The following is a 21,205-nucleotide window of genomic DNA, read 5'->3' on the forward strand; positions in this document are numbered from 1 at the left end:
CATCTAAGAAGCACGATGAGAGGTCGTATACTTCTCGACCACTCCTATACGACTGTTGCCCCACTGGGCGTATACTGCTCGAAATAGCGTTCAGATGTAGATTCGCAGATTGAGTTGGCAAAGCGAATGGGGAGGTAAGTGAGAAGGGAAACGAGGAAGTGAGTGAAAAAGAATTTCCGGTATTTTTTATCATTCCTCAAATGAGTTGAATGGCGGGAGTATTGCATTCCCGTTATATCAATGCAGCGAGAGTGATTTGTCGAGGTATAAAAAGTCAATGGCATCCTATTCCGATTTAAATAGGATGCCATTGGCCTGACTGTTTTAAAGTACTTCTTGCTTGGGAACGAAATAGTAAGTTGTTCCTGCAATTTCGATTGTCCGGATTTTTTGAGACTTGAAGCGTTCTTCCAGTCGTACTAATTTCCCATACATTCTCAGATAGCAATCATCCCAACGTGTGACATTGCATTTTCTCCGACTCAAGTCTTTTATCCTCACTACGTTGTTCAGACTCTCAGAAGAGGGAATACCTGTCTTGTAATAGAATAGATCAGAAACGGATGATTTCCTGAAAAGGACCTTCCTGTGATACAAGTCGTTGAGCTCTTTGGATTGCCGGCGATAAGCCTTTCGCAGTGTCCGAATCTCTTTTTTACCCATATCAGACGTGAAATAGAGCATCAGGTCTCGATATCCGCCAAGCAAATTTTTCATTTCATCGGCATCGAAAAGATAGCCGTCGGCAGTTCCGGATAGGGCAGAATCATTCAGTAATGTGTCGGCATACAGTGCCTCATTGATGCAGCTTCTGTCAAGCTCTGCAACAGAGAGGTCTGAGACTTCGCATCGTTCAGTTATGTAATCCGTAGGAACGGCACGCTGTACACCTAATTTATTCTTATATTCCGTCAGTGAGGCAATCAATTCTTTATCTTTTGTCTCGATCTGTACGAATAAGCTGTCCAATATCTTAGAAAAACCAGGGTTGGACAATTTTCCGTTGGTTTTCGGGTAAACAAGACCGCCTGAGGCTACGCTGTTCTGCGGGACATCCAACAGATACGCGTTTTCATCATCGGTACTCATATCTTTAAACAAACTGGGCTTGTCCCATTGGGGGTCGGCGATATATCCGGTTATGAAATTCATATAACCAGAAATATTGTCATCGAGTAATTCTTTGGCTTGGAGAACGAAATTCTGATAAGCCAGACTCTCTTGGCTTGACATCTGTGCAAACAGAAGACTGGAAGATCTTACTGCCAACTTGGATTTGATTGCCAATGTGAAAGTGGGGAACTCGTCCGTTCCCAGAATAATGAAGACGTTGTTACCGAATTTCATGTAAGGAGACTCTTCAAATATCGTATCGAAAGCGGAATGGAAACCAGCTCCGGATACGGGAATCCCCATCCGATCAGAGGTTATCTTTTCAAGAAAAGCAAGCCACTGCGAATAATCCGCAGTACATTTCAGGTGTCTGTTACCGTTGTCGGATACGGATGTTATAGAAAATCTCGTATGAACAGTCTGTGGAATTTTCAGCGCAATACTTTGCAAAGTACTTGCCAATGCCTTGACATCCGCAATATCTTTTTCAAAAAACAGTAGGTGTACGTTCAACTGTTTACTTCCGTTGTACATTCGCTTGATTTCTGAGACAGGAAAGCTTCCGCCCTTGATATTAATGATTTTACTCTTGTCCATATCCCAAACGGATATTGGCAGATTGATCCGGTTTGCTCCGTTTTCTCGGTTTCCGTTCAATGCGAATAACAGATCAGACTGCAAGGGAATACCGCTGTTTGTCTTTTCTTGATTCAGCAAAAAAGAATGATTCTGACCTACCTCAGCAATCAGATTACCCGGAATCCAGCCAAGAACCTTTCTTGAAGGATCATTCAATGTCGGTCTGTCGGAAATGAGAACAGCTTGTTTACTCTTGTCATATTTATATGCGTAGACAATCTGTCCCCATATTACGCTTTGTCCATTTTTATCATAAAAGAAGGGGTCTCTGAAAACAGATACGGTGTCTGCTTGGCAATAAGGATGTAAATTAAACAACTGTTCGGCAGATGCTGCTCCAATACGGTATCTGATGGGTGCATTATTTGAGGTCGATACAAAGGCGTGTCCGAAAGTCAGCAGACGCTCTTTGGGAATCCAGCCGACGAAAGGTGCTGTTCTTGCATCTTTAAGATGTCTCTTGCTGCCGTGGAAAACGCCCAACATACCCTTGGGTTTGCCTATAATATCTTGTGATGCGGCAACAACTTTACAAAAGCCGTTTTTCTCGTTGATAACATAATATGGGCTGCCCATCTTTTGTTCACTCAATACTCTTTGGGCAAATCGGTTGGCATAAACTTTATTACCGTCTCTGTCCGAATATACGATAAGTAAATCTTTATTCTTATGTACGGAGGGCCGTTCTTTCGCATTCGGTATGAAATTGAATGTATTTCGGCCAATACAATGTAGCTTTTCGTATTTTTTTATTTGGCCGTAAGCGTGAGTTAAAGGTAATATTGCAAAGAATAAAGCAATGATACTGTATATCCACTTCGTAGATATTCGATATGCTGATTTTTTCATTTTCCTATGTATCTTTGAGTTACTTGTATTTTTGTAATTCGGTTTATGTCGTCTATCTTAACATCTTCTATGAGAATTCGTTTATTACGGTTACTTTCAAGGAAATGCAGTCCTTGGCAGTAATCGGGAAAGACATTATAGCGCTCTCCATTCACCTCTACAACGACTTGGGCTGCATCATAGCAGAAATAAGTCTTCTTAATATAGTTCATATTGGCATAGTAAGAAGCTTTATCCGAGGCTTTGGCATTGGCAATAGCCTGCAAATGCCGTTTGATATCATTTTGTACAATTGCTACGGTATCAATAGCCTGAGGCTTCTCCATAATATCCTCGACTTTGGGCAGAATCGTTATTTCGTGCTCTACGGGGTACTGTGTGGTATTGGTCTTCAGCTTTATGATATATTTCCCCGGTTTATCATACTTATGTACGACTTGCCGCTCAAAGGCATCGACTGTACCACTCTCGCCGAACTCCCAATACCAGGTGTCCATACCGTGGCCTTCGGCAGAGAATACCAGTTCTTCTCCTTCATATCCTCGCGAAACGCCATTGATCTTGGGAATCGAGTCTACTGCAATCTTTTCCTTTATGGCGATGACTACGATTGATTTACCGGCGATATATTTGCCATCAACGTGAAGTGTGACAAGATATTTTCCTGCTTCCCTATATCTGTATTGAAAATTAGGATGTCCCACAAGGCTGTCACCATTGCCCATTTTCCATATAACTGTTCTTCCTGCCAATTCAACTGAGTCATTGACAATGAACTTTATCATCTCATTGACTTCTAACTGGCTGTTCCCGTTCGCATCCTGAATATAGAAGTCCAGATTCCGAGGCGATGTTCTTGATGGAAGGAACAAAATTAATACTAAACCGACAATCGCTAAAAAAGAAACGATTGCCAATAGAATTTTTCGTCTTTCATTCATAATAATACTATTTATATATTTGCCTTTATTTTCTCTAAGTCTTGTTCAATGAGTTTGTTGTCACTGATGGTATAACTGAGATTTTCTCGAATATCAAAATATCCCTGCAAAGTCTTATACGCCTGTATGCTATATAAGTATCTCGGGTTATAGTCATTTTTCTTATAAACACTCTGCATTTGTAAAATCCTTGTTTTGATCTCACCGGTGTGCTGCACCTGTTGTATCTCAAAATTCAAAGAGTCGATGTCTGCTTTCAATGCCTTTACCTCTTCTGCCATTTTCTTCTGGTCTGTGAGGATTTCCTCTGACCCGTCTATGTTCTTGATGAGCAGATCAGTTTCAAACATTGGAATCTGTATGACATACTTGCAAAGAAGGATATACATCAATGTCACTGAAAAAAGCAGCAATAGAGTGAACTTCACGCTCGTCCATATTCTCTCATCTCTTGTCATATCTGTTTCTTGTTAAATACGTTTTATTACCTGAACATACTCCGCCCTTTTTGCAACTGCCCAAGGTTATATTCACGTCGGCGACTTTCACGATCGTACTGGTCTATCGTTTCCTGAGTTGCACGAATCTGCCCTAATAATACTTTATAGAGTGCATAATTTGTGCTGTCTGCATCCGATAAGCTGATTTCATCCAGCATTTTCTCTCGTTCCTGGGTAATGATCAATTGAAGTTGTTTATGCTCATTACCGCTTCTTTCCTTGGTAGTTAAGCTGTTCATATTCCGGAAAATCTCGTCTAAGCGAAAGTTGTATCCCGCCTGTTTTCGGAAAATTTCGTCATACAGAGCTTTCTTTTCTTCCAGCATACTGATACCTTTTCGGGCCGTTGTTAACGTGCATACGCCAAAGAGCAGGAATAGCAGTAAGGTAAAAGAAAACTGTATCAAGAATGCGATTCTTGCCTGTTTGCGTTCTTTCTTATTTTTTTCATTCATTGCCATATTCCTGCTTTATTCCCAAACTTTCCAAGACTTCCTCTCACTTTCGGAAACATTCCTTTCACTATCTTCGCTGATGACAATATTCTCTCTCATCAAACCGACGTATTCCAGTTCGCTCATCTTTTTGAAGAGCTTGTTCAACATATCGATAAAATCACCTATTTTAGACAGAATAGGAGCGATGTCCGTATGCTTGTAAACTACACTTGCCACATCTCCTATGGTATGCATAAAATCTGCGGGTTTGACATTTATCCACTCATTATAATATTGAAGAAGAACTTCAAACTCTTTTTCTGGCATTGTGCGCAGAACAGTCAATAGCATATTGGCCAGCCTATTGGCCAAATGTACCATATGTATCGGAGGTTGTTCTGCTGCAAGATTCTCTAAATCAAAAATATTCTTACTGTAAAAAGTCTGTATGACATTACAGAGAGAGAAAGTATTTTCTACAAGCGTATCTCGGCGTGAATCCGTGATATTCTTACGGTAAACGAGCTGAGAGTAGTCGTAGACTGCTTTAACGTGTTTCGTGAAGAAATCGAGAAAAGACAGAAGTGTCTGTGCATAACAAGTTTTCTGTACAGGGGGGATATATTGTGTGTCTACGGTGAATAGGTTTCCTTCGGCAACACCTCTTCCCGCAATAATGCAGTTTCGTTCCAGAAAAGTCTTGTTTACCTGCGCTTCAGGCACTAACTGTATATTTATTTCCGGAAGAACATAAGGATGGTGCAAAGGCGTTATCTCCGGATCGGGAATACCTACGGGGAGCAATTTATACGGATTAACAAAAAGGATAATAAACAGTTCCTGCCTTTTAGAAAAGTCGACTTCTACATCTCTTAATTTTGCAGCTGGAATATAATCACCGTATAAAGAACGATCGTAGATAATATGAAAACCGTTACGAGTAACTGCATTGCAAGATTTCAATAGAACGCTGAAAGTGTCGACAGTGTCCCCTTTCGTTTCTATTTCGACAGGAACGGCAGTTCCTGTAAGTCCTTCTCCAAAACCGTAGTTATATCCTGTAAGTCTTTCCTCGCAGTCCAATCTTACAGTAGCCACCATATTATAATAGGTCTCGAAAAAATGGCTGTTGTTCAACTTGAGTCCGTTAACCCAATTGACAGGCAGATGATCAATCTTCTTCATATTGTATATGATTTACACTTAAAACTCTTTTTATATATATAATTTGGTCCTTTTTAATTCCATTTTCTATCCCCGTGAGCTTCGGATCCAACATTCTAATAAAAAGAGGATACTTGAACCATTTACTTGTATAAAAGATCCAACCACTCTCCGGATCGTCCATTCTCGTATCTATTTTTGCCTGCGGGAACCGTTTGTTCTGATCTTCGACCATCCAGTCGAACCAATCGCCAAGAGAAATACCATCAGATAATCGAACAGACAACATCGTATAGTTCTGGTCGCTTGTTTTTCTCTTGATTCTTACCCTGACTGTTTTTGATTTGAAATTATCGAATGTGTCCCAATAATTGCGATTAAAAGCACTATGATTGGACATCCATAGTGCATAGATAGGTGGTTGAATCTCACAAAACAGCTTAAAACAGCAATATACAGAGAAAGGTATTGCAAACCATAGGACGGTCGTCATTGCCCAAACCGTATAAGGTAATTCCCCACTTAATAAATCGAAAACAATATAATAAATCCACATGCCGACAATACCTGATATCAGAATAAGCAGAACGCTGATAGTCTCATCCGGATCTTTCGTTCCATCTCCCATAAAGGATTTCAGAGCAAAGAGGAAAAAGATTCCCAGTAATAGATAGGATATGACTGTCAGAATCAGTCCTCCCCAGACAAATTCATTTCTCAGCAATCCGAACAAAGAGGGTAAACCCAGACAAAGTCCGGCCAGCAATGAAAAGATGATGACTTTCTTCATACTGAGTTTCTGCCTGATCGATTTTAAGGCACTCGTAATGAAGAGTAGCAGCATCGCAAGTAGAGGTGCCAACAGAAATTTCAGGAAAAATATAATTAATGGTTTCATTATTCTGATTTCTTATTATAAATTGGTATCATATCCCAGATAGTTTCGGTTCAAGATGAATTCTGTATTCGAGCTGACCGTATAAATTACATCGATATGCCTGGATGACAGGATGAAAAAGGAGAGAATGAACCTTACGGCTGTTATTTTCTCTTTGAGGAAAGTCTCATTCTCTATATTTTTTTCAAAGCAGAGTTTCGCCTCTACATCATCCAATTCGCTGATGATAGTTCCTGACAGTCCTGCGTCTCTTCCTAACCAACACTCACCCAAAGCCCCATAAGGTAAATCTTTCGTACGATGATATTTATATTTTAAAGCGATATGGATATGTAAGATGACATAGATGACTTTTTCTAATGTCGGCAGATCTTCCTTGAACCGATCAGATCGGTAAAGGAACAGAAAGAGCCTATACTTCTCTTCTTGTGTCAGTGGAACCGATCCAGTATAGAAAAGTGAAGAAACCTTCTGCAAAATATTATCCGTATACGGATTATTGAAAAGGTTCAGGCTGCGTCCGAAAATCCGAACTCCATCTTTGAAAATCTCCGTATCAAAAGGAGAGAAAAACCGAATCGTCTTCTCTTCTTTCTTTCTGTTAGCCCGTATTGCCGCCACAATCTCATTGTTGCTCATATCCGGGGAACTCAGAGAAATCGGATGGAAAAGAAACTCCGGAAGTTGATGATAGAGGCCGTTACGTGCGAGGTGTAGGACAATCCGATCATTGAAGCTCTCGGACAAATTTTCTGTCTGAACTCCAAGGACATCCTGCGACTTGACACGACTGTTCATTCCGTGGTTGCGAACTACGACTTTATTAGCCAAAGACTCTCCTGATATGAATTGGAGCTCTCTGAAAAAAACTTCCGCAATCAGTTTGCCAGCCTCACTGTTGCAAAAATTTTCCGTATACTCGTGTCTTGTACTCAAGCTCGATCCCATTGTAAATTCCCGTCTTTGTTACTGACAATAACTTTGTCTCCTGGTTTAATGGCTTCCGAAACGATCAGTTTTGAAATCGTCTTCTTCAAGTAGGTTCTGATGACCCCTGCAATCGGGCGAGCTCCGTATTGTGGAGAAAAACCCTTTGCCGTTAAATAGGAAACCGTTTCTGGTGTCAGATCTACTTGGATATTCTTTTGTTCAAGCAGCTGTTTTTGAAGTCGTGAGAAATGAAGTATGAATATCTCTTGCGCAACAGACTCTGTAATCGGAGAGAAAGGAACGATTTCTGTAAGACGTCCGAGAAACTCCGGTCTAAAATATTTTGACATCACTTCTATCAGTTCATTGGATTTCGGTTGGTGCCCTTCTTGTATCTGTTGTGCAATCCACTGACTGCCGATGTTCGACGTAAAGATAATAATAGAATTAGAAAAGTCTCCTTCACGCCCTAACTTGTCGTGAATTTTTCCTTCATCCATCATTTGGAGAAAAACGTCATAAACACTGCTATGAGCTTTTTCTATCTCGTCAAACAGCACGACAGAGTAAGGCTTTTGGCGGATTTTCGTGACAAGAAGTCCTCCCTCCTCATAACCGACATATCCCGGAGGAGCTCCATAAAGGAGAGCCGCAGAGTGTTCTTCCTTAAACTCAGACATGTCAAAACGGATCATTGCAGAATCATCGTCAAAAAGTAATTCTGCGAGTGACTTGGTAAGCTCGGTCTTACCTGTTCCTGTCGGACCGAGGAAGAAAAAAGAACCGATCGGTTTTTTAGGATCACTAAGTCCACTCCGTGATTCGATAATAGCATCAGAAAGAGTCGTTATGGCTTTGTCCTGTCCTTTCACTCTTTCCCGTAGTTTATTCTCTATACCTAACAATCGATCTTTTTCCTGTGCTTGAATCTTTCCGATAGGTATTCCCGTATCTCCTGCGACGACTGCTTCTATTTCAAGCGGAGAGACAGCCTGAACACCTTTAGCTGAAACTTCTCCGAGCTCTTTTAATATTAAGCCGATCTTGTCTAGTTTCTCTGCAACTGTATCTTCATCTGTAAGGGTGAAGTTGTCCGCAATCTTAGAGGTAAGTACAACACTTATCTTACTGAATATCGTGTGATAAAGCAAGTGTAAATCACGATCCTTTACCTTTTCAATCGGTAGTTTTCGATATTTATTATAGGTATCAGTGAGAAGGGAGATCGTTTCTGGAGCATTTTTATTACTCAGTCGTACCGAGGCAGCCGTACTATCAATCAAATCCAGCGTCGAAGCCGGCTGACTCTTTTCCTTGTAATATCTATTCGCCAGATTACAAGCGCTGTCTATAGCATCTTCCGTAACTGTCAAACTGTAATGTGCTTGCAGCAGAGCCTTATGTTCCAAGAGTGCACTTTTCAGAATATAAGGATCCAATTCTTCTACATCGATTACGTTCAGTCGGTTGGCAATCGGATGTTTTTCTATATGTTTTCTGTAAGCATCTGTCGATAGTATCATCAACAACGATGTTGAGCCTTCACTAATCTGGGCATCCAGAATATTTATGAGGGAAGTGGCATTGGAAGTGTTTCCGTTTTCCAAAAGCATTTGCAGATCATCTATTATCAGTACAGTCTTTGATTTAGATTGATTCAGTTTCTGCAACAATGTTGTTATTTTTTGTCCGAGTTCTGTTTCCGAAGATGCCTGTGCCAATACTTTTGAGGTATTCAGACTGATGAGTGAGGTTTGGTTGATCAATTCATCTTTATTAATGGAGATCTCATATGCCAAAGCCTTAACGATGCCGGTCTTTCCGATTCCGGGGGCACCGACAAGGAGCACACCTTTGTTCTCCGAACGTTCCAGATTTTCAAGAATGAGTCTTACCTCTTTGCTGCGTCCTATAATTGTCTTTCCTTCTTCCAATACATCTGGCCTTTTAAAATCCGAAGCATATTGAATAGAAGATGGTATCTCCTGTTCTGAGCCTTGTGCAAACGGTGAGAAACCTGCATTGAAATAGTCTAAAATTTCTTCTTCGGAGATACCGATGGTTTCTATTTGCTGGTGTGAATAGACAATACCGTCTCTTACAATGGCAGTAAAGACACACAAGGCATCCACAGAATCGGTTCCCAATTTGATTTTAGAGCGTTCTGCTTCATCCAATACGAGCTTGACTTCTCCGTCTGCAATGATGTCGGAAGAATCATTGCTTGATGAGATATACATTTCTTTATGGGTATCAAACCAATCTATAATATAGGCTACGTCTTTCTGCATAGACGACAGGATTTCCCTCAACCCGGTTTGTTCCGTTATCATTGCCGTGGCAAGATGGGCAACTCCATAGGATTGATGTTTATCCTGTCGTGCCATTGCTTTTGCCAACTTGATGGCTGCCAACAGGCTTGTGCTGTAATTCTGCTCGTTCATTCGAAAAATATTTTATATGGAATCTTACTGATAGAACGTTTGGTCAGTTCCTTTTCAAGAAAATGTGCCGTGGCAGGAAGATCCACTGTTTCATTGTCCGACATTTGTCTGACTGTTATTCTGACTTCTGTTGTCCGTACAATACCTTTGCGCACATCGGGAGAAATATCTATTCCGTCTCGTATGTCGACAGACTTTACCAGAGCACCCATTTTGTGGAAAATGTAACTGCGCACATCCTCCTGTGTAACGATGCGGTCTCTACTTAACAATCCATAGCGCAGACTATTGATAAGATCTTGTTCATCTTTGTGTACGGTCCCTTGTTTAGTGACTGTTTGGAAGCGGATGCCTGTAACGAGGAACTTATCTATACCGTGTTGATATAACAGCGATCTCGAGTCAAGGCCATTTGCAGTATCTCCATCCGTAACCCAGTATCTCACCTCTGCATCTTCTGCATTCTTTTGAGGTAGAGTAAGTAGGAATGCTCTCTGTTTGCTTCCTCGTTGAATCGTATCGTATACGTTTTTACCGATCTCGTCTATTTTAGTGTAAAGCTCATTGAGTTGGGCATCCAATAGGTCCGTATTCGTAGAAAAGAAAGCACTTCCATCTTCCCGTATCAATTGCATCAGCCTGATGATCAATGTACTGGCATTATCCGAGTCAAATCTTTCAAGATTTCCGAAATAAAGACTGAAAGCTCCGCTGTGACGTTCTTCGTAATGACTCTGCATATCCGTATAATCTTTCCCCGTATTGTCTTGCAAACTATCTACATTTAAGAGATGCATACCGTCATCACAAGGAAGAGATATGATGGTTCCTTCTCTTGCAAAGCTATGTCTTTTGAATTCTGCTCTTCTGTTAACGACAGGGAAAGTATTCATCAGGATTCTCATTCCTTCAAAATTCATATACGAGAGCAGTTTGGGAAATTGTAACTTGACCCAATAAAGATTGCCTGCATTCTTCTCCACGGTATCATTATTCCAAATCCGAGGGAATGAGGTGCAGCACAACTTCTCCTGACAGGACTGCTCTGTAAGGTCTATCGTGATGAAATGATCTGCATAATAATCGCTGATATCATCGAAATAATGATATTTTTCCTTATCGGGCAGTGAAAAGCTCGGATTATGAACACATAAAGGATTACCATCTGTATCATAAGCCTGAATATCTTTGATAAATGGAGTAAGACGATTGTCTTCGGGTAAAATACACAAAGTCAGGCTTTCCGTATTCAGTAATGTTTGTTCGGAAATCTCGATTCCTACCCAAACGGAATTTTCATCATCCTTTCCATCTCTGTCCGAAAACGATTCTACATACCGTCCGTCGTTCATATAAGTGAGAATCTTATGCCCAAAAGCAATGCATTTCACTTGTGCCTGAATCAGCGGATAGTTTGCCAAGGGGGTGAAGAAAAGGCGCACCGCTCCTTTGCTGAAAATCATTCTGTCTGCATAAAAATGGTCTTTTATAGAAAGAGTGCGGATATTGTCCGATGCAGGACAGACTGTCATCAAAGCGTGAGAAGGAAAAGGAAGAGACCATTTGTGGGGTACGAGCAAACGGGCCAACCGATGGAGTATGCTTGCATCAGCAGCATCAATATCTTGGTACAGCCTGCTGCTGTTATATGCAAATACGTCTAACAACAAATCAACGATGGGATCCATCCGACTTGGGTCGGAAATGCCCCATAAATCCATTGCATATCGTGAAATGCGATCTTTAATCTCGCGTTGTCGTTTGTCTATCATAATAAAATGTTTTTACCTGACTTCATTGAGAGATTGGGCTTATGTAAAGGTGGGTACTGAAATGGAAAGGCCTGTCGTTTGCAACTAACAGACCAAATACCCAAATCTTCACACGACGTCGAGCATTCGGATATTTATTCCTGATTTCTTCTTCCACCTCCGTAAGGTCTACTTGAACACGAATATCTTTTAAACGGCGCTCGTATTTGGTAATGGTTTTTTCCAACGACTTCTTTACATTTTCTTCCCAATCATTGTTGATGACAACCTGATTGTATTCTAAATTCCAAATGATAGATCCGTAATCATTCTTACTTTCGACCTCCCCATAATGAGAAACAATCAACATCATAATATGCTGAGCGATGGACTCCTCATTGGAGCATCTCTCCATTCGCCCCTCCAAAGCGGAAGATAAGTCCAATGGCAATTTCAGATAATCCATACCTAATTTAAAGAATAGTGGTACAAATATATGGCTTTTTTAACGAAATACGGTGATTTTTTCTCTTTTTAATATTTTTATACGCTATTAATCACAGTCTTCCATTTTCGTGGTAACTGTAATATCGACCGTCGGTGACGATGACATGATCGAGGAAATATATGCGCATCAGATCACAAGATTTCTTAACAAGCTGCGTGATACGATCGTCTTCGGGGCTGGGCGAGTTGTTGTTACTGGGATGATTATGACAAAGCGCAACAACGGTAGCGTTGTTCAACAGTGCTTCTCGAATGATCAGGCGTACGTCTATGGCTGTTTCGCTGAGGCCTCCGCGACTGATGAGCACGTCTTTGATCAATTTGTAGTTACGATTCAACAGCAAAACATAAGCCTCTTCAATGCTCAGGTCTTGCATTCGAGGGTGCATCAGGTTATATATGGCCGTTGCCGATCCTAAATCAGCACGTTCTTCGGCCTTCTCCCGAGCCCGACGCTTACCCAATTCGCAAGCTGCAAGGATCGTGATTGCTTTTGCTTCGCCGATTCCTTTATAGGCAGTGAGCTCGCGAATGGTATGTTTCCCCAGTGTATTCAGGTTGTTGTTGCAGTCGTGCAACAGTCGTTTCATCAGATCGACGGCACTTTCTCGGGCCGATCCCGATCCGATGAGGATGCCCAACAATTCTGCATTCGACAGGGCAGAAGCCCCCAATCGTTCTAATTTTTCACGTGGCCGGTCTTCCAAAGACCATTGAGAAATGGGCAACCCATCCATCATTTATAAAACGTTTTATCAAAAGCACTGAACGCGTCGCGGTCTAACACGCAGCGTTTCCACCACGCATTGAGGAAACCGAAACCATATCCCATCAGTTGGGTAAAGGCTGCCACGACTGCCAATGCAGCCACTTTGAGCCGCCGTGAAACGCGCAATGCATCGCCGAAGATCATCACGGCGTAAAGCAAAACCAACGAGAGGGGCCACAACGAGCACAGAATGGCCGACAACAAAACCAACGAAAGCACACCCACCGTGAATAACATCGGTAACAGATGGACTGCTTTGAGCGACTCGGGATATTTTTTATAGAGATTGATTCGAGCTATTCCGCTGTTGTAAACCTGTCGAAAGAACTTGCGGAAATCTGTCCGTCGCTTATGCCAAACCCACGCCTCGGGAAACAGTCGACAGCTGCAACCGGCTTTGAAAATACGAATCGAGAAGTCGATATCTTCTCCGAAGCGCATCTTGGAGAACCCTCCGAGCCGTGCATAAACATCGCGACGAATGCCCATATTGAACGAACGGGGATAGAATTTGTCGAGTTTTTTCTTGCCGCCGCGTATTCCACCCGTAGTAAAAAAGGCCGTCATCGAATACGAAATGGCTTTCTGCGTATCGGTAAACGAGGCGTGCGCACTGTCGGGACCGCCGAAAGCATCGGCCGGTTCACGGTTTAGCTCATTGTCAACGGCCTGCAAATATCCTACGGGAAGTACCACATCGCTGTCCAACACGATGAGATAATCGCCCGAAGCGCGCTCAGCGCCGTAGTTGCGAGTCTGCCCCGGACCAGAATTCGGCTTTTCGAAATACTTCAAATCCAACTTTTCGGCATAGCGCTCGCATACATTTCGGCATGGCACCGACGACCCGTCTTCGACAATGAGCACCTCAAACGACCTGAAAGTTTGTGTCGCCAGACTCTCCAATAGCTCCTCCACTTCATCGGGACGATTGTAAACAGGAATAATGAATGAGTATTTCAACGTTAGTTTTGGGTTAGTTTGTTCGTTTTTTAGTTTATAAGTTCGTAAATTTTTAAGTTGGTTGATGAGTTCATAAGTTTTTAAGGCTTTAAGTTTATGAGTTTTAAAGTTTTCCAAGAGTTGTAAAAGGGCCTCGAAAACTTATAAACTTAAAAACTCATAAACTAAAAAGCTCACCAACCAACTTAAAAACTTACGAACTCAAAAACTTAAACACCTACTCCTTTACACGCTGCAAGTAAGAGCCGTCGCGTGTGTCTACCTGCACTAGTTCGCCCTCGTTGATGAACAACGGAACACGAATCTCTACGCCGGTCTCCAACGTTGCAGGCTTAGTTGCATTCGTCGCGGTGTCTCCTTTAAGGCCAGGCTCCGAGTGCGTAACGCGCAATACGGTTTTTACCGGCATCTCGGCAAAGAGCACAGTGCCGTCGGTCGTATCGGTAACTACCTCTACGACATCGCCCTCTTTCATAAAATTGATGCCCGTAACAGCCTCTTTGGCGATGGGAGCTTGCTCGAATGTCTCCTGATTCATAAAGATATAATCTTCTCCGTCTTGGTAAAGATACTGATAAGGACGGCGTTCTATCCGCACGTCTTCAAGTTTGAAACCCACCTGGAAGGTGCGATCTAACACACGACCTGTGGTCACGTTCTTCAACTTCGTACGCATAACGGTGTTTCCCTTACCCGGTTTCACGTGCTGGAAATCGATGCAAGTGAAGATCTGATTGTCAAGACGGATACACGTTCCGATCTTAATCTCCTGTGAATTAATCATTTTGTTTTATCTTGAATGAGTGATAATAAATGTCAATCGACTGCTCATTGGAGCGTTGCAAAGTTACGAATAAAATACAAAAAAGCCGTAGTTCGGCCACTAAAAATCCTTTTTTTTTGGTGATTACAAAAGAATTGCGTAATTTTGCAGCCCAAAGCCTGAAATAATAACAATAAAAATATAATAGCAAAGATGAAAAGAACATTTCAGCCTCACAACAGAAGAAGAGTGAACAAGCACGGCTTCCGCGAGAGAATGGCAACGAAGAACGGTCGCCGTGTATTGGCGTCGCGTCGTGCTTGCGGCCGGAAGAAGCTCACTGTTTCTGACGAACATCACGGAAAATAAATCTTTCCGCACACACATTACAAGCAAGTAAATGAAAGTATAGCAGCAAATTCTCTTACGGGAATTTGCTGCTTTTTTTATCGTTCGGTGTTACCCGGAAAACGAACTTCATAGAATCAACACGAGCTGTGTATTTGCTTGTATATCAGATGAATACGAATCCCGTTGCGATTAGCTGTTAATCGTCGTGCAACGAACGGTTAATCGCACGCCGTTTAACGGCTTTTCACAGGGCGTTTAAGCATCGGTTACGAAGCGGGTTGCCACTCATCTGTAAACGACTGCGACCGTTCGCCTTGACAAGAGATTATAATCAGATTTTTACCTTTTTATTTTTTCACTCCTCATCTTTATAATTCCTCCTGACAAAGAATTATTATCAGGCGAATAATTATTGTCCGACGAAGCCCGTTCCCCTCTCCTTTCGGAGAGGGATTGAAGGTAGGGCTTCCTCTTTTTACTGCTCAATCGTTTCCAAACTTTTGCTGACCAACAGCGCATCGAATTTCACTTGTGGAAGCTTCACGCGGCGAAGGGCCTTGAAATGAATGACGAACAGGGGCGTGTCGCCATTGAGAATGGGCTGATCACCGATGTTGACAAAGGTAGGATAGAGCACTTTCGAACCGTCTTTGTGCAGTCGGTCGTTGGTCATATTCTGCATATCCTTCACCGCCAAAGGTTCGATTCGCGTGAATGTCATCTCTTTTTCGCTGTACGGAAGAATGAGATTGAGGGCGTTGACAGCTTTCAATGCCTGACCGCGAACGCTAAGACGGATATCATCGCCCGGCTCATACCGAGCTTTGTCGGTCTCAATCACAATGCTTCCGGCAGGCTTTCGGCCATCGGGAGACACGCCGCCGTCTAACTTCACGGCCACTTCGGAGATGTCGGCAGCATCGATTAGGCCGTTGCCATTAATGTCTCCCTTGCTGATATAACCATCGAAATCGGGATCTCCGCGGCGCAATCCGGTATAATTCATATACGATGTGAGATCGGCTTGGTCTATTTTTCCGTCTTGGTTGATGTCACCCGGGATGAGCGGGCGTGTTCCCGGCACTTTGAATACATAGATTTCGCGGCCTGAGAGATATTTGCGTACGGCATCGGTCACGGTGAGACGGATATAGCGTGCCGTCGGATGATTCTCGAAGATTGTCTCTTTGACAGCGTCATCGGCAGTCCACGAGAATGGAACGGGTGTACTCCACTGTCGGCCGTCGGCGCTGACGGCAATGCTTCCGGTAAGGAATGTGCCGGCGCCTCCGCCTTCGCGGGGCAGGTATTGCAGTTTGTCGAGCTGGCAGACGGCGTGCAAATCGATTGTCAGCTCAAACGGTTTGCCGCTCTTGTCCATTGTTGCGAACCAGATATCTCCCTTATCCGAGAAATCGAATAGCCGTGAAATTTCGTGGTCTTCGGCATCGGAAACGCTCGATTTTCCTGTAATGCCGTGGAGTGCATTGGCCAACGGGTCGGCCAGTGTGCGTGCCTCGAACGGCGACCAAGCTGAAACACCGCTCTTGTTGACGGCCCGTACCTTGTATATATAGGTAGTCTCGGGCTTCAAATCTGTGAAAAGCAGGGAGGTATCACGAATCGTCGAATAAGTCATTCCATTGAATTCGATTTCATAGTAGTCTGCACCTGGCACACGTTTCCACGTCGGTGTGAGTGCATAAGGTGTGGTGTCGGCAGGTTTTACGCCTGCTTCACGGGGCGGAATCAAGCTGCCTGTCTGCCGTTTCAGCTTGTCTGCCACGGCAAACCGATAGCCGTCGATGTGTAATGACACGCCGTTGCGGGTAATGTCGGTTGCTTGCAGGTGTACGAGCAACTGCGGATTCTTGGTGATCTTGACCTTGGCAAAATCGCTTCCGGGCGTGGCAAAACGGTTGAGTTGCGGTTCGGCGTCATAAAACCAGGCGTTGTCCGTGCGGAGCAAAGCCTCGCGTGAGGAAACCGCTTGCAACGAAATGCGGTTACGCTTGCCGCCGATGAAAGCGCGAATGGCTTGGGGACGAGCCGTGAGATTGACCACGAAGAGTGTCGATTTGTTCTTCGCCATTTCTCGGAAATGACCTGTCGTAGGATGAACGGTGATGTCGCAGCGACCGTCGGAGGTAGATGACGATTCGATGAGTGTTTCTGAGAAAGCTCCGTTCAGGTAAGCATCAGTGGTTCCGTCGTCGTCATACTCTGTGAAAGAGCTCTTCCCGTTGGGATAAAGCTCGTAGATACGCGTGCGATAATCAATTTGCGAAGGATTGTTCGATGGTTTCGCCATCGGCAGAATGGCTCCGGGACGAACGAAAAGAGGTAGCTTCCAGAGCGGCGCATCGTAGTTGTTGATAAGTTGGCCGCCCTCGAATACATCGCCGTTGAAATAATCTATCCATCGCCCTTGCGGCAGATAAATGCCGTTTCGGATGTCGTTGCCGAGCGAATCGGGGCGAGTGGACTGATAAATCGGCGCTACCAAAAAGCTCGGCCCATACATATACTGGTATCGGGTGTCGCTGCCGTGGGTGTAATCATTGGGAAATTCGAGGAACATCGCACGCATCAGCGGCTTCCCGAAACACGCTTCGCGCGCTACGGAATAGGTGTATGGTAGGAGCATCGACTTGAATTTGAGATAGCTCCGATTGATAGATGCAGCCGGTTCACCCAAAATGTGCGGATATTTCGGAGTCGCTCCCCAGCCGTCCATATTGAGTTGCATCGGCGTAAAGGTCTTCCATTGGAAATCACGAATATTGACTGCGATGTCGTTTCCGCCGAAAATGCCGTCCATATCGGATGTAACGTTGCTCAAACCGGACAGTCCTGCACCTACGTATGTGGGTATATGGAAGCGGATATACTCCCATTTGCCGCCTGTTTGGTCGCCTGTCCACACACCGGCATAGCGTTGCGTGCCTGCCCATCCGTCCAAAGTGATGATAAACGGGCGTGCATTGCTACCGTAATAAGGCATTATCTGTGCCACGTCGGCAATGCCGTTGAGTCCGAACGAATAGCCGTCGCCTACCCAGGCAACGTCTGTTTTGAGTACGCGAACACCTGCATCGCGTACTTCTTTGACGATGTCGCGCTGGAGAAGAGCGTTTACCCCGTCTACGGGATGCAGCTTCGATTGGGTCCAAAGACCGATTTCCACCCCGTGCTTACGGGCATATCGACCGAGATTTTTTAGGTTTTCGATGTTCCCGTCGAGTGTTTCCGTCTGCCCGTAACCGGCTCCGTAGCCGTCATTAGGCAACAACCAGCCCAAGGGCATATCGTGTTTGTGATAACGATCGATGACAGCCCGCGCCGAGAACTGATAATTATCGCGCTCGCCATTGAGGCTCTCACGAATGCCTCCGTTATCTTTCTGGCTTTCGACATACCGCTTTCCGTCTTCCATCAGAATGCCCTTTGCAGGGTTATCCGACGTTTTCCAGAAGTCGCGATTATAAGCATTGAGGTGCCCTTCGTAGAAAGCAAATTTGGGAAGAAGTACGGGACGCCCTGTGAGTTGGTAATAATCGGCGAGCAACGACGCCGGATCGTTGTCGACGAAGATAAAGATGTCTAAGTAAGAAGAGTCGTGCGAAATGCCGACAACACCTTTCTGCGTTGCACCGAAGTCATAACGGCCGGGCGCAAAAGTGTAACCCATCAATGCATAGCCGCCTGTCGACCAGTAAAACGGTGCGGGCGAAGCCACGCCTCCGTCTGTCCAGCTGTTCGTATTGACGATTTCGACCTGTTGGCCTTTATGCGAAAAGCGCCCGTTTTGTACGCCGCCGCCATAGAAATACTCGTCTTTCTGTTCGCAGAAAGCCATTGTGTAACGGTTGTGTTTGAATTGGACGGGCGATGCCTGGCTTACAACCGTGCGCCCGTTGCGCAGATCTGTGATGCGGAACAGTGCCGACTTCCGATCGAAGTCGATGCAAACACACGGCGAACTTACCGTGAGCGAGCGCTCATTGCGTGTCAACGACAGAGTACCCACAGGCTTTCGAGGTCGGTCTACGAGAATTTTTGCAGGCGGATCGGCTGCCGGATCGCGGACGATTCCGCCGTGATTGTCCTGAAACAGACGGAAAATATTATCCGAATAAAAGTCGATCGTGAGACGATGACCGTCTCGATAAAGCACCTCTACGGCCGAAGCGTTGATCTGCCGGATATCTTTCACAGAGTCGTCGGCCGTAACGACAGCTGCTGATACCTGTAAAACTGATACCAGCAGCCCACAGATTGTATAAAGAATACGTTTCATTCTTTCACCAATTTTTCGAGAACAGGAGTCGTAACAGTGGTCACTTGCGTTTTCTTTTCATCATTTTGCTGTTCGAAAATGACGATTTCATTCTTGCCTTTCTTCAAGAAACAGCCCGGCAAATACAACGTTTGCTGCGGGCCGACACGCCAATACCGTCCCAGATTGATGCCGTTTACGAAGACGATTCCTTTGCCCCAGTGTTCCATGTCGAGGAAAGTATCGCCCGGAGCAGCCACTTCAAAGGTTCCGCTATACAGCACGGGCAATCCCGGATTGTAACCTCTGGGGAGTGTGTCGACATCAGGTACCGTCATCATTGGCAACTGATACATCTGCCAACCACTCGTGATCTCGTTGCCGTCGATAGTTACCGGACCTGTAATACCTTTGTGATTCTTGGTAATTCGGGCACCGTAGTTGATGCGTCCCATATTCTCCACGAGAATATCGAGTATGCCGTTGAAAGGCACGTCGACCTCAATACTGTCCCGATCGATCACCCGATTGAGTTCGCCCAGCTTTTTCCCGTTGATGTAAACGAGTGCATAATCGGCCAATCCCGATACTTTCATCAGTCCGCTGATGGGCTGGTTGAAGTGGCGTCGATAGAGAACGTAACCTTGTCCTTGGTTCAATGCCTCGAAAGTAAGCGGCGTTTCGTTCTCAACGGGTTTCATCTTGCCGAGCATCTGAAATACATCCGCCGTTTTGTTGAGCTGAATCGGCTCGAGTTTGACAACCGGAATACGCGCAGGAACAGGCGGAACTTTATATGAAACACGCTTGATGAGAAGTTCACGGATAGCATTATACTTCTCGGTAGCCCATCCGGCTTCGCTGATCGGTGCATCATAGTCGTAGCTGGTCATATCAGGCAGGATATTGGTAGCACTATTATAATTGGCACCTGCGGTGAAACCGAAATTCGTTCCGCCGTGAACCATATAATAATTGAAGCTCACCCCGCCGTCGAGATACTTCCGGGTTTGCTTCACTACACTTTCAGTTGAGACCTTGGGAAACGGTTCTGCCCAGTGATCTAACCATCCAGGATAGAACTCGGCAACCATATACGGGCCTTGATTGTTGTGATATTCGTTGACTACTTGTTTGAGTTTGTCTACGTTGGCTTCACCGTTTGCCGTGGGAAGAGCACCTTCTATGGTACCGCCTTCAAACAGCCAGCTGCCGTCGGAAGTAAACATCGGAACATCGAAACCTGCATCCAAGAGTGTCTGTCGAATCTTAGCGCTGTATGCCTTGTGCGTTTCGAGAGGGATATCTTTACGTTGCGCCACGTAAGAACCGAACTCGTTCTCGGCCTGAACCATAATAATCGGACCGCCCTTTGTTATTTGCTGGTCACGCAACTGGTCTGCCAGCTGGTTGATATACACGCGACAAGAGTCGAGAAAGGGCTTATTATCGGTGCGAATCACCAATCCTTTTGTGTTTTGCAGCCACCAGGGATAGCCGCCGAAATCCCATTCTGCACAGCAATACGGGCCCGGACGCAGGATAACCATCATCCCTTCTTCGCCCGCTGTCTTGACAAACGTACGTAGATTACGGTTCCCCGACTTCCAGTCCCACACGCCCGGAGCCACCTCGTGATGGTTCCAGAAAACGTAAGTCGCTACGGCATTGAGGCCCATTGCCTTCATCATCCGCAGTCGGTGACGCCAATACGGTGCCGGAACGCGGGCATAGTGCATTTCGCCTGAATGAATTTGGATAGGTTTCCCGTCGTAAAGAAAGTTGCCGTTTGCAATGGCAAACGAGTGTTTCATGAGTTTGCCGGCCATCGTTTGACCTGCAATGAGCAGCAGTACGGCTGCAAGCAAGAGTTTCAGATGTCTCATTATGTTTATCGGTTTTTTATG

At 44.5% G+C, this 21,205-nt stretch carries 16 protein-coding genes; 1 reads left to right on the forward strand and 15 read right to left on the reverse strand.

What is annotated here, in order from left to right:
* Positions 1-324 precede the first annotated feature (324 nt).
* From tssR to efp, 13 genes are all read right to left on the reverse strand, one after another.
* The gene (gene tssR, locus RWY97_RS08580) at positions 325-2,601 is read right to left on the reverse strand and encodes a type VI secretion system protein TssR domain-containing protein (protein ID WP_315566669.1); all 2,277 of its coding nucleotides are present in this window, start codon (positions 2,599-2,601) and stop codon (positions 325-327) included.
* Positions 2,598-3,542, reverse strand: a complete 945-nt coding sequence (locus RWY97_RS08585) for a PKD domain-containing protein (RefSeq protein WP_315566671.1) — start codon at positions 3,540-3,542, stop codon at positions 2,598-2,600. The genes tssR and RWY97_RS08585 overlap by 4 nt, the downstream gene beginning before the upstream one ends.
* An 11-nt stretch (positions 3,543-3,553) precedes the next feature.
* Positions 3,554-4,000 carry a type VI secretion system transmembrane protein TssO gene (locus tag RWY97_RS08590; RefSeq protein WP_021582786.1) on the reverse strand — a complete coding sequence of 149 codons (447 nt, stop codon included), beginning with the start codon at positions 3,998-4,000 and terminating at the stop codon, positions 3,554-3,556.
* 26 nt (positions 4,001-4,026) lie between these two features.
* Complete coding sequence (locus RWY97_RS08595; RefSeq protein ID WP_039875352.1) at positions 4,027-4,497, reverse strand: hypothetical protein; 471 nt, start codon at positions 4,495-4,497, stop codon at positions 4,027-4,029.
* A gap of 15 nt (positions 4,498-4,512) precedes the next feature.
* Positions 4,513-5,664: a hypothetical protein gene (locus RWY97_RS08600; RefSeq protein WP_314079267.1), complete on the reverse strand. Its 1,152-nt coding sequence runs from the start codon at positions 5,662-5,664 to the stop codon at positions 4,513-4,515.
* Positions 5,651-6,541: a TssN family type VI secretion system protein gene (locus RWY97_RS08605; protein WP_273176379.1), complete on the reverse strand. Its 891-nt coding sequence runs from the start codon at positions 6,539-6,541 to the stop codon at positions 5,651-5,653. Before RWY97_RS08605 ends, RWY97_RS08600 begins: the two co-directional genes overlap by 14 nt.
* A 15-nt stretch (positions 6,542-6,556) precedes the next feature.
* Positions 6,557-7,489 (reverse strand): hypothetical protein, encoded by a 933-nt coding sequence (locus RWY97_RS08610; protein ID WP_315566676.1) that lies wholly within the window; start codon positions 7,487-7,489, stop codon positions 6,557-6,559.
* Positions 7,474-9,915, reverse strand: coding sequence for an AAA family ATPase (locus RWY97_RS08615; RefSeq protein WP_315566678.1), 2,442 nt, complete (start codon positions 9,913-9,915; stop codon positions 7,474-7,476). The genes RWY97_RS08610 and RWY97_RS08615 overlap by 16 nt, the downstream gene beginning before the upstream one ends.
* On the reverse strand, positions 9,912-11,687 hold the full coding sequence (locus RWY97_RS08620) for a type VI secretion system baseplate subunit TssF (protein ID WP_315566679.1): 1,776 nt from the start codon (positions 11,685-11,687) through the stop codon (positions 9,912-9,914). The genes RWY97_RS08615 and RWY97_RS08620 overlap by 4 nt, the downstream gene beginning before the upstream one ends.
* 22 nt (positions 11,688-11,709) lie before the next feature.
* Positions 11,710-12,132: a GPW/gp25 family protein gene (locus tag RWY97_RS08625; protein WP_021582782.1), complete on the reverse strand. Its 423-nt coding sequence runs from the start codon at positions 12,130-12,132 to the stop codon at positions 11,710-11,712.
* A gap of 91 nt (positions 12,133-12,223) precedes the next feature.
* The gene (gene radC / locus RWY97_RS08630; protein ID WP_039875346.1) at positions 12,224-12,910 is read right to left on the reverse strand and encodes a RadC family protein; all 687 of its coding nucleotides are present in this window, start codon (positions 12,908-12,910) and stop codon (positions 12,224-12,226) included.
* Positions 12,910-13,905: a glycosyltransferase family 2 protein gene (locus RWY97_RS08635; RefSeq protein ID WP_024992479.1), complete on the reverse strand. Its 996-nt coding sequence runs from the start codon at positions 13,903-13,905 to the stop codon at positions 12,910-12,912. Before RWY97_RS08635 ends, radC begins: the two co-directional genes overlap by 1 nt.
* Before the next feature lie 217 nt (positions 13,906-14,122).
* Complete coding sequence (gene efp / locus RWY97_RS08640) at positions 14,123-14,689, reverse strand: elongation factor P (RefSeq protein ID WP_021582768.1); 567 nt, start codon at positions 14,687-14,689, stop codon at positions 14,123-14,125.
* A gap of 192 nt (positions 14,690-14,881) precedes the next feature.
* Between efp and rpmH the strand changes: the two genes are divergently transcribed.
* Positions 14,882-15,037, forward strand: coding sequence for a 50S ribosomal protein L34 (gene rpmH, locus RWY97_RS08645; RefSeq protein ID WP_021582776.1), 156 nt, complete (start codon positions 14,882-14,884; stop codon positions 15,035-15,037).
* Between the two features lie 457 nt (positions 15,038-15,494).
* Here rpmH and RWY97_RS08650 read toward each other — a convergent pair whose 3' ends face one another.
* Together RWY97_RS08650 and RWY97_RS08655 are read right to left on the reverse strand one after the other, a co-directional pair.
* Positions 15,495-19,319 (reverse strand): TIM-barrel domain-containing protein, encoded by a 3,825-nt coding sequence (locus tag RWY97_RS08650; RefSeq protein ID WP_315566682.1) that lies wholly within the window; start codon positions 19,317-19,319, stop codon positions 15,495-15,497.
* A complete protein-coding gene (locus RWY97_RS08655) occupies positions 19,316-21,184 on the reverse strand; it encodes a beta-galactosidase (protein ID WP_315566683.1) in 1,869 nt (622 codons plus the stop codon). Before RWY97_RS08655 ends, RWY97_RS08650 begins: the two co-directional genes overlap by 4 nt.
* Positions 21,185-21,205: the final 21 nt, after the last annotated feature.

It is taken from the genome of Hoylesella pleuritidis, assembly GCF_963541955.1.
In the GTDB taxonomy this organism is placed as follows: Bacteria; Bacteroidota; Bacteroidia; order Bacteroidales; family Bacteroidaceae; genus Prevotella; species Prevotella pleuritidis.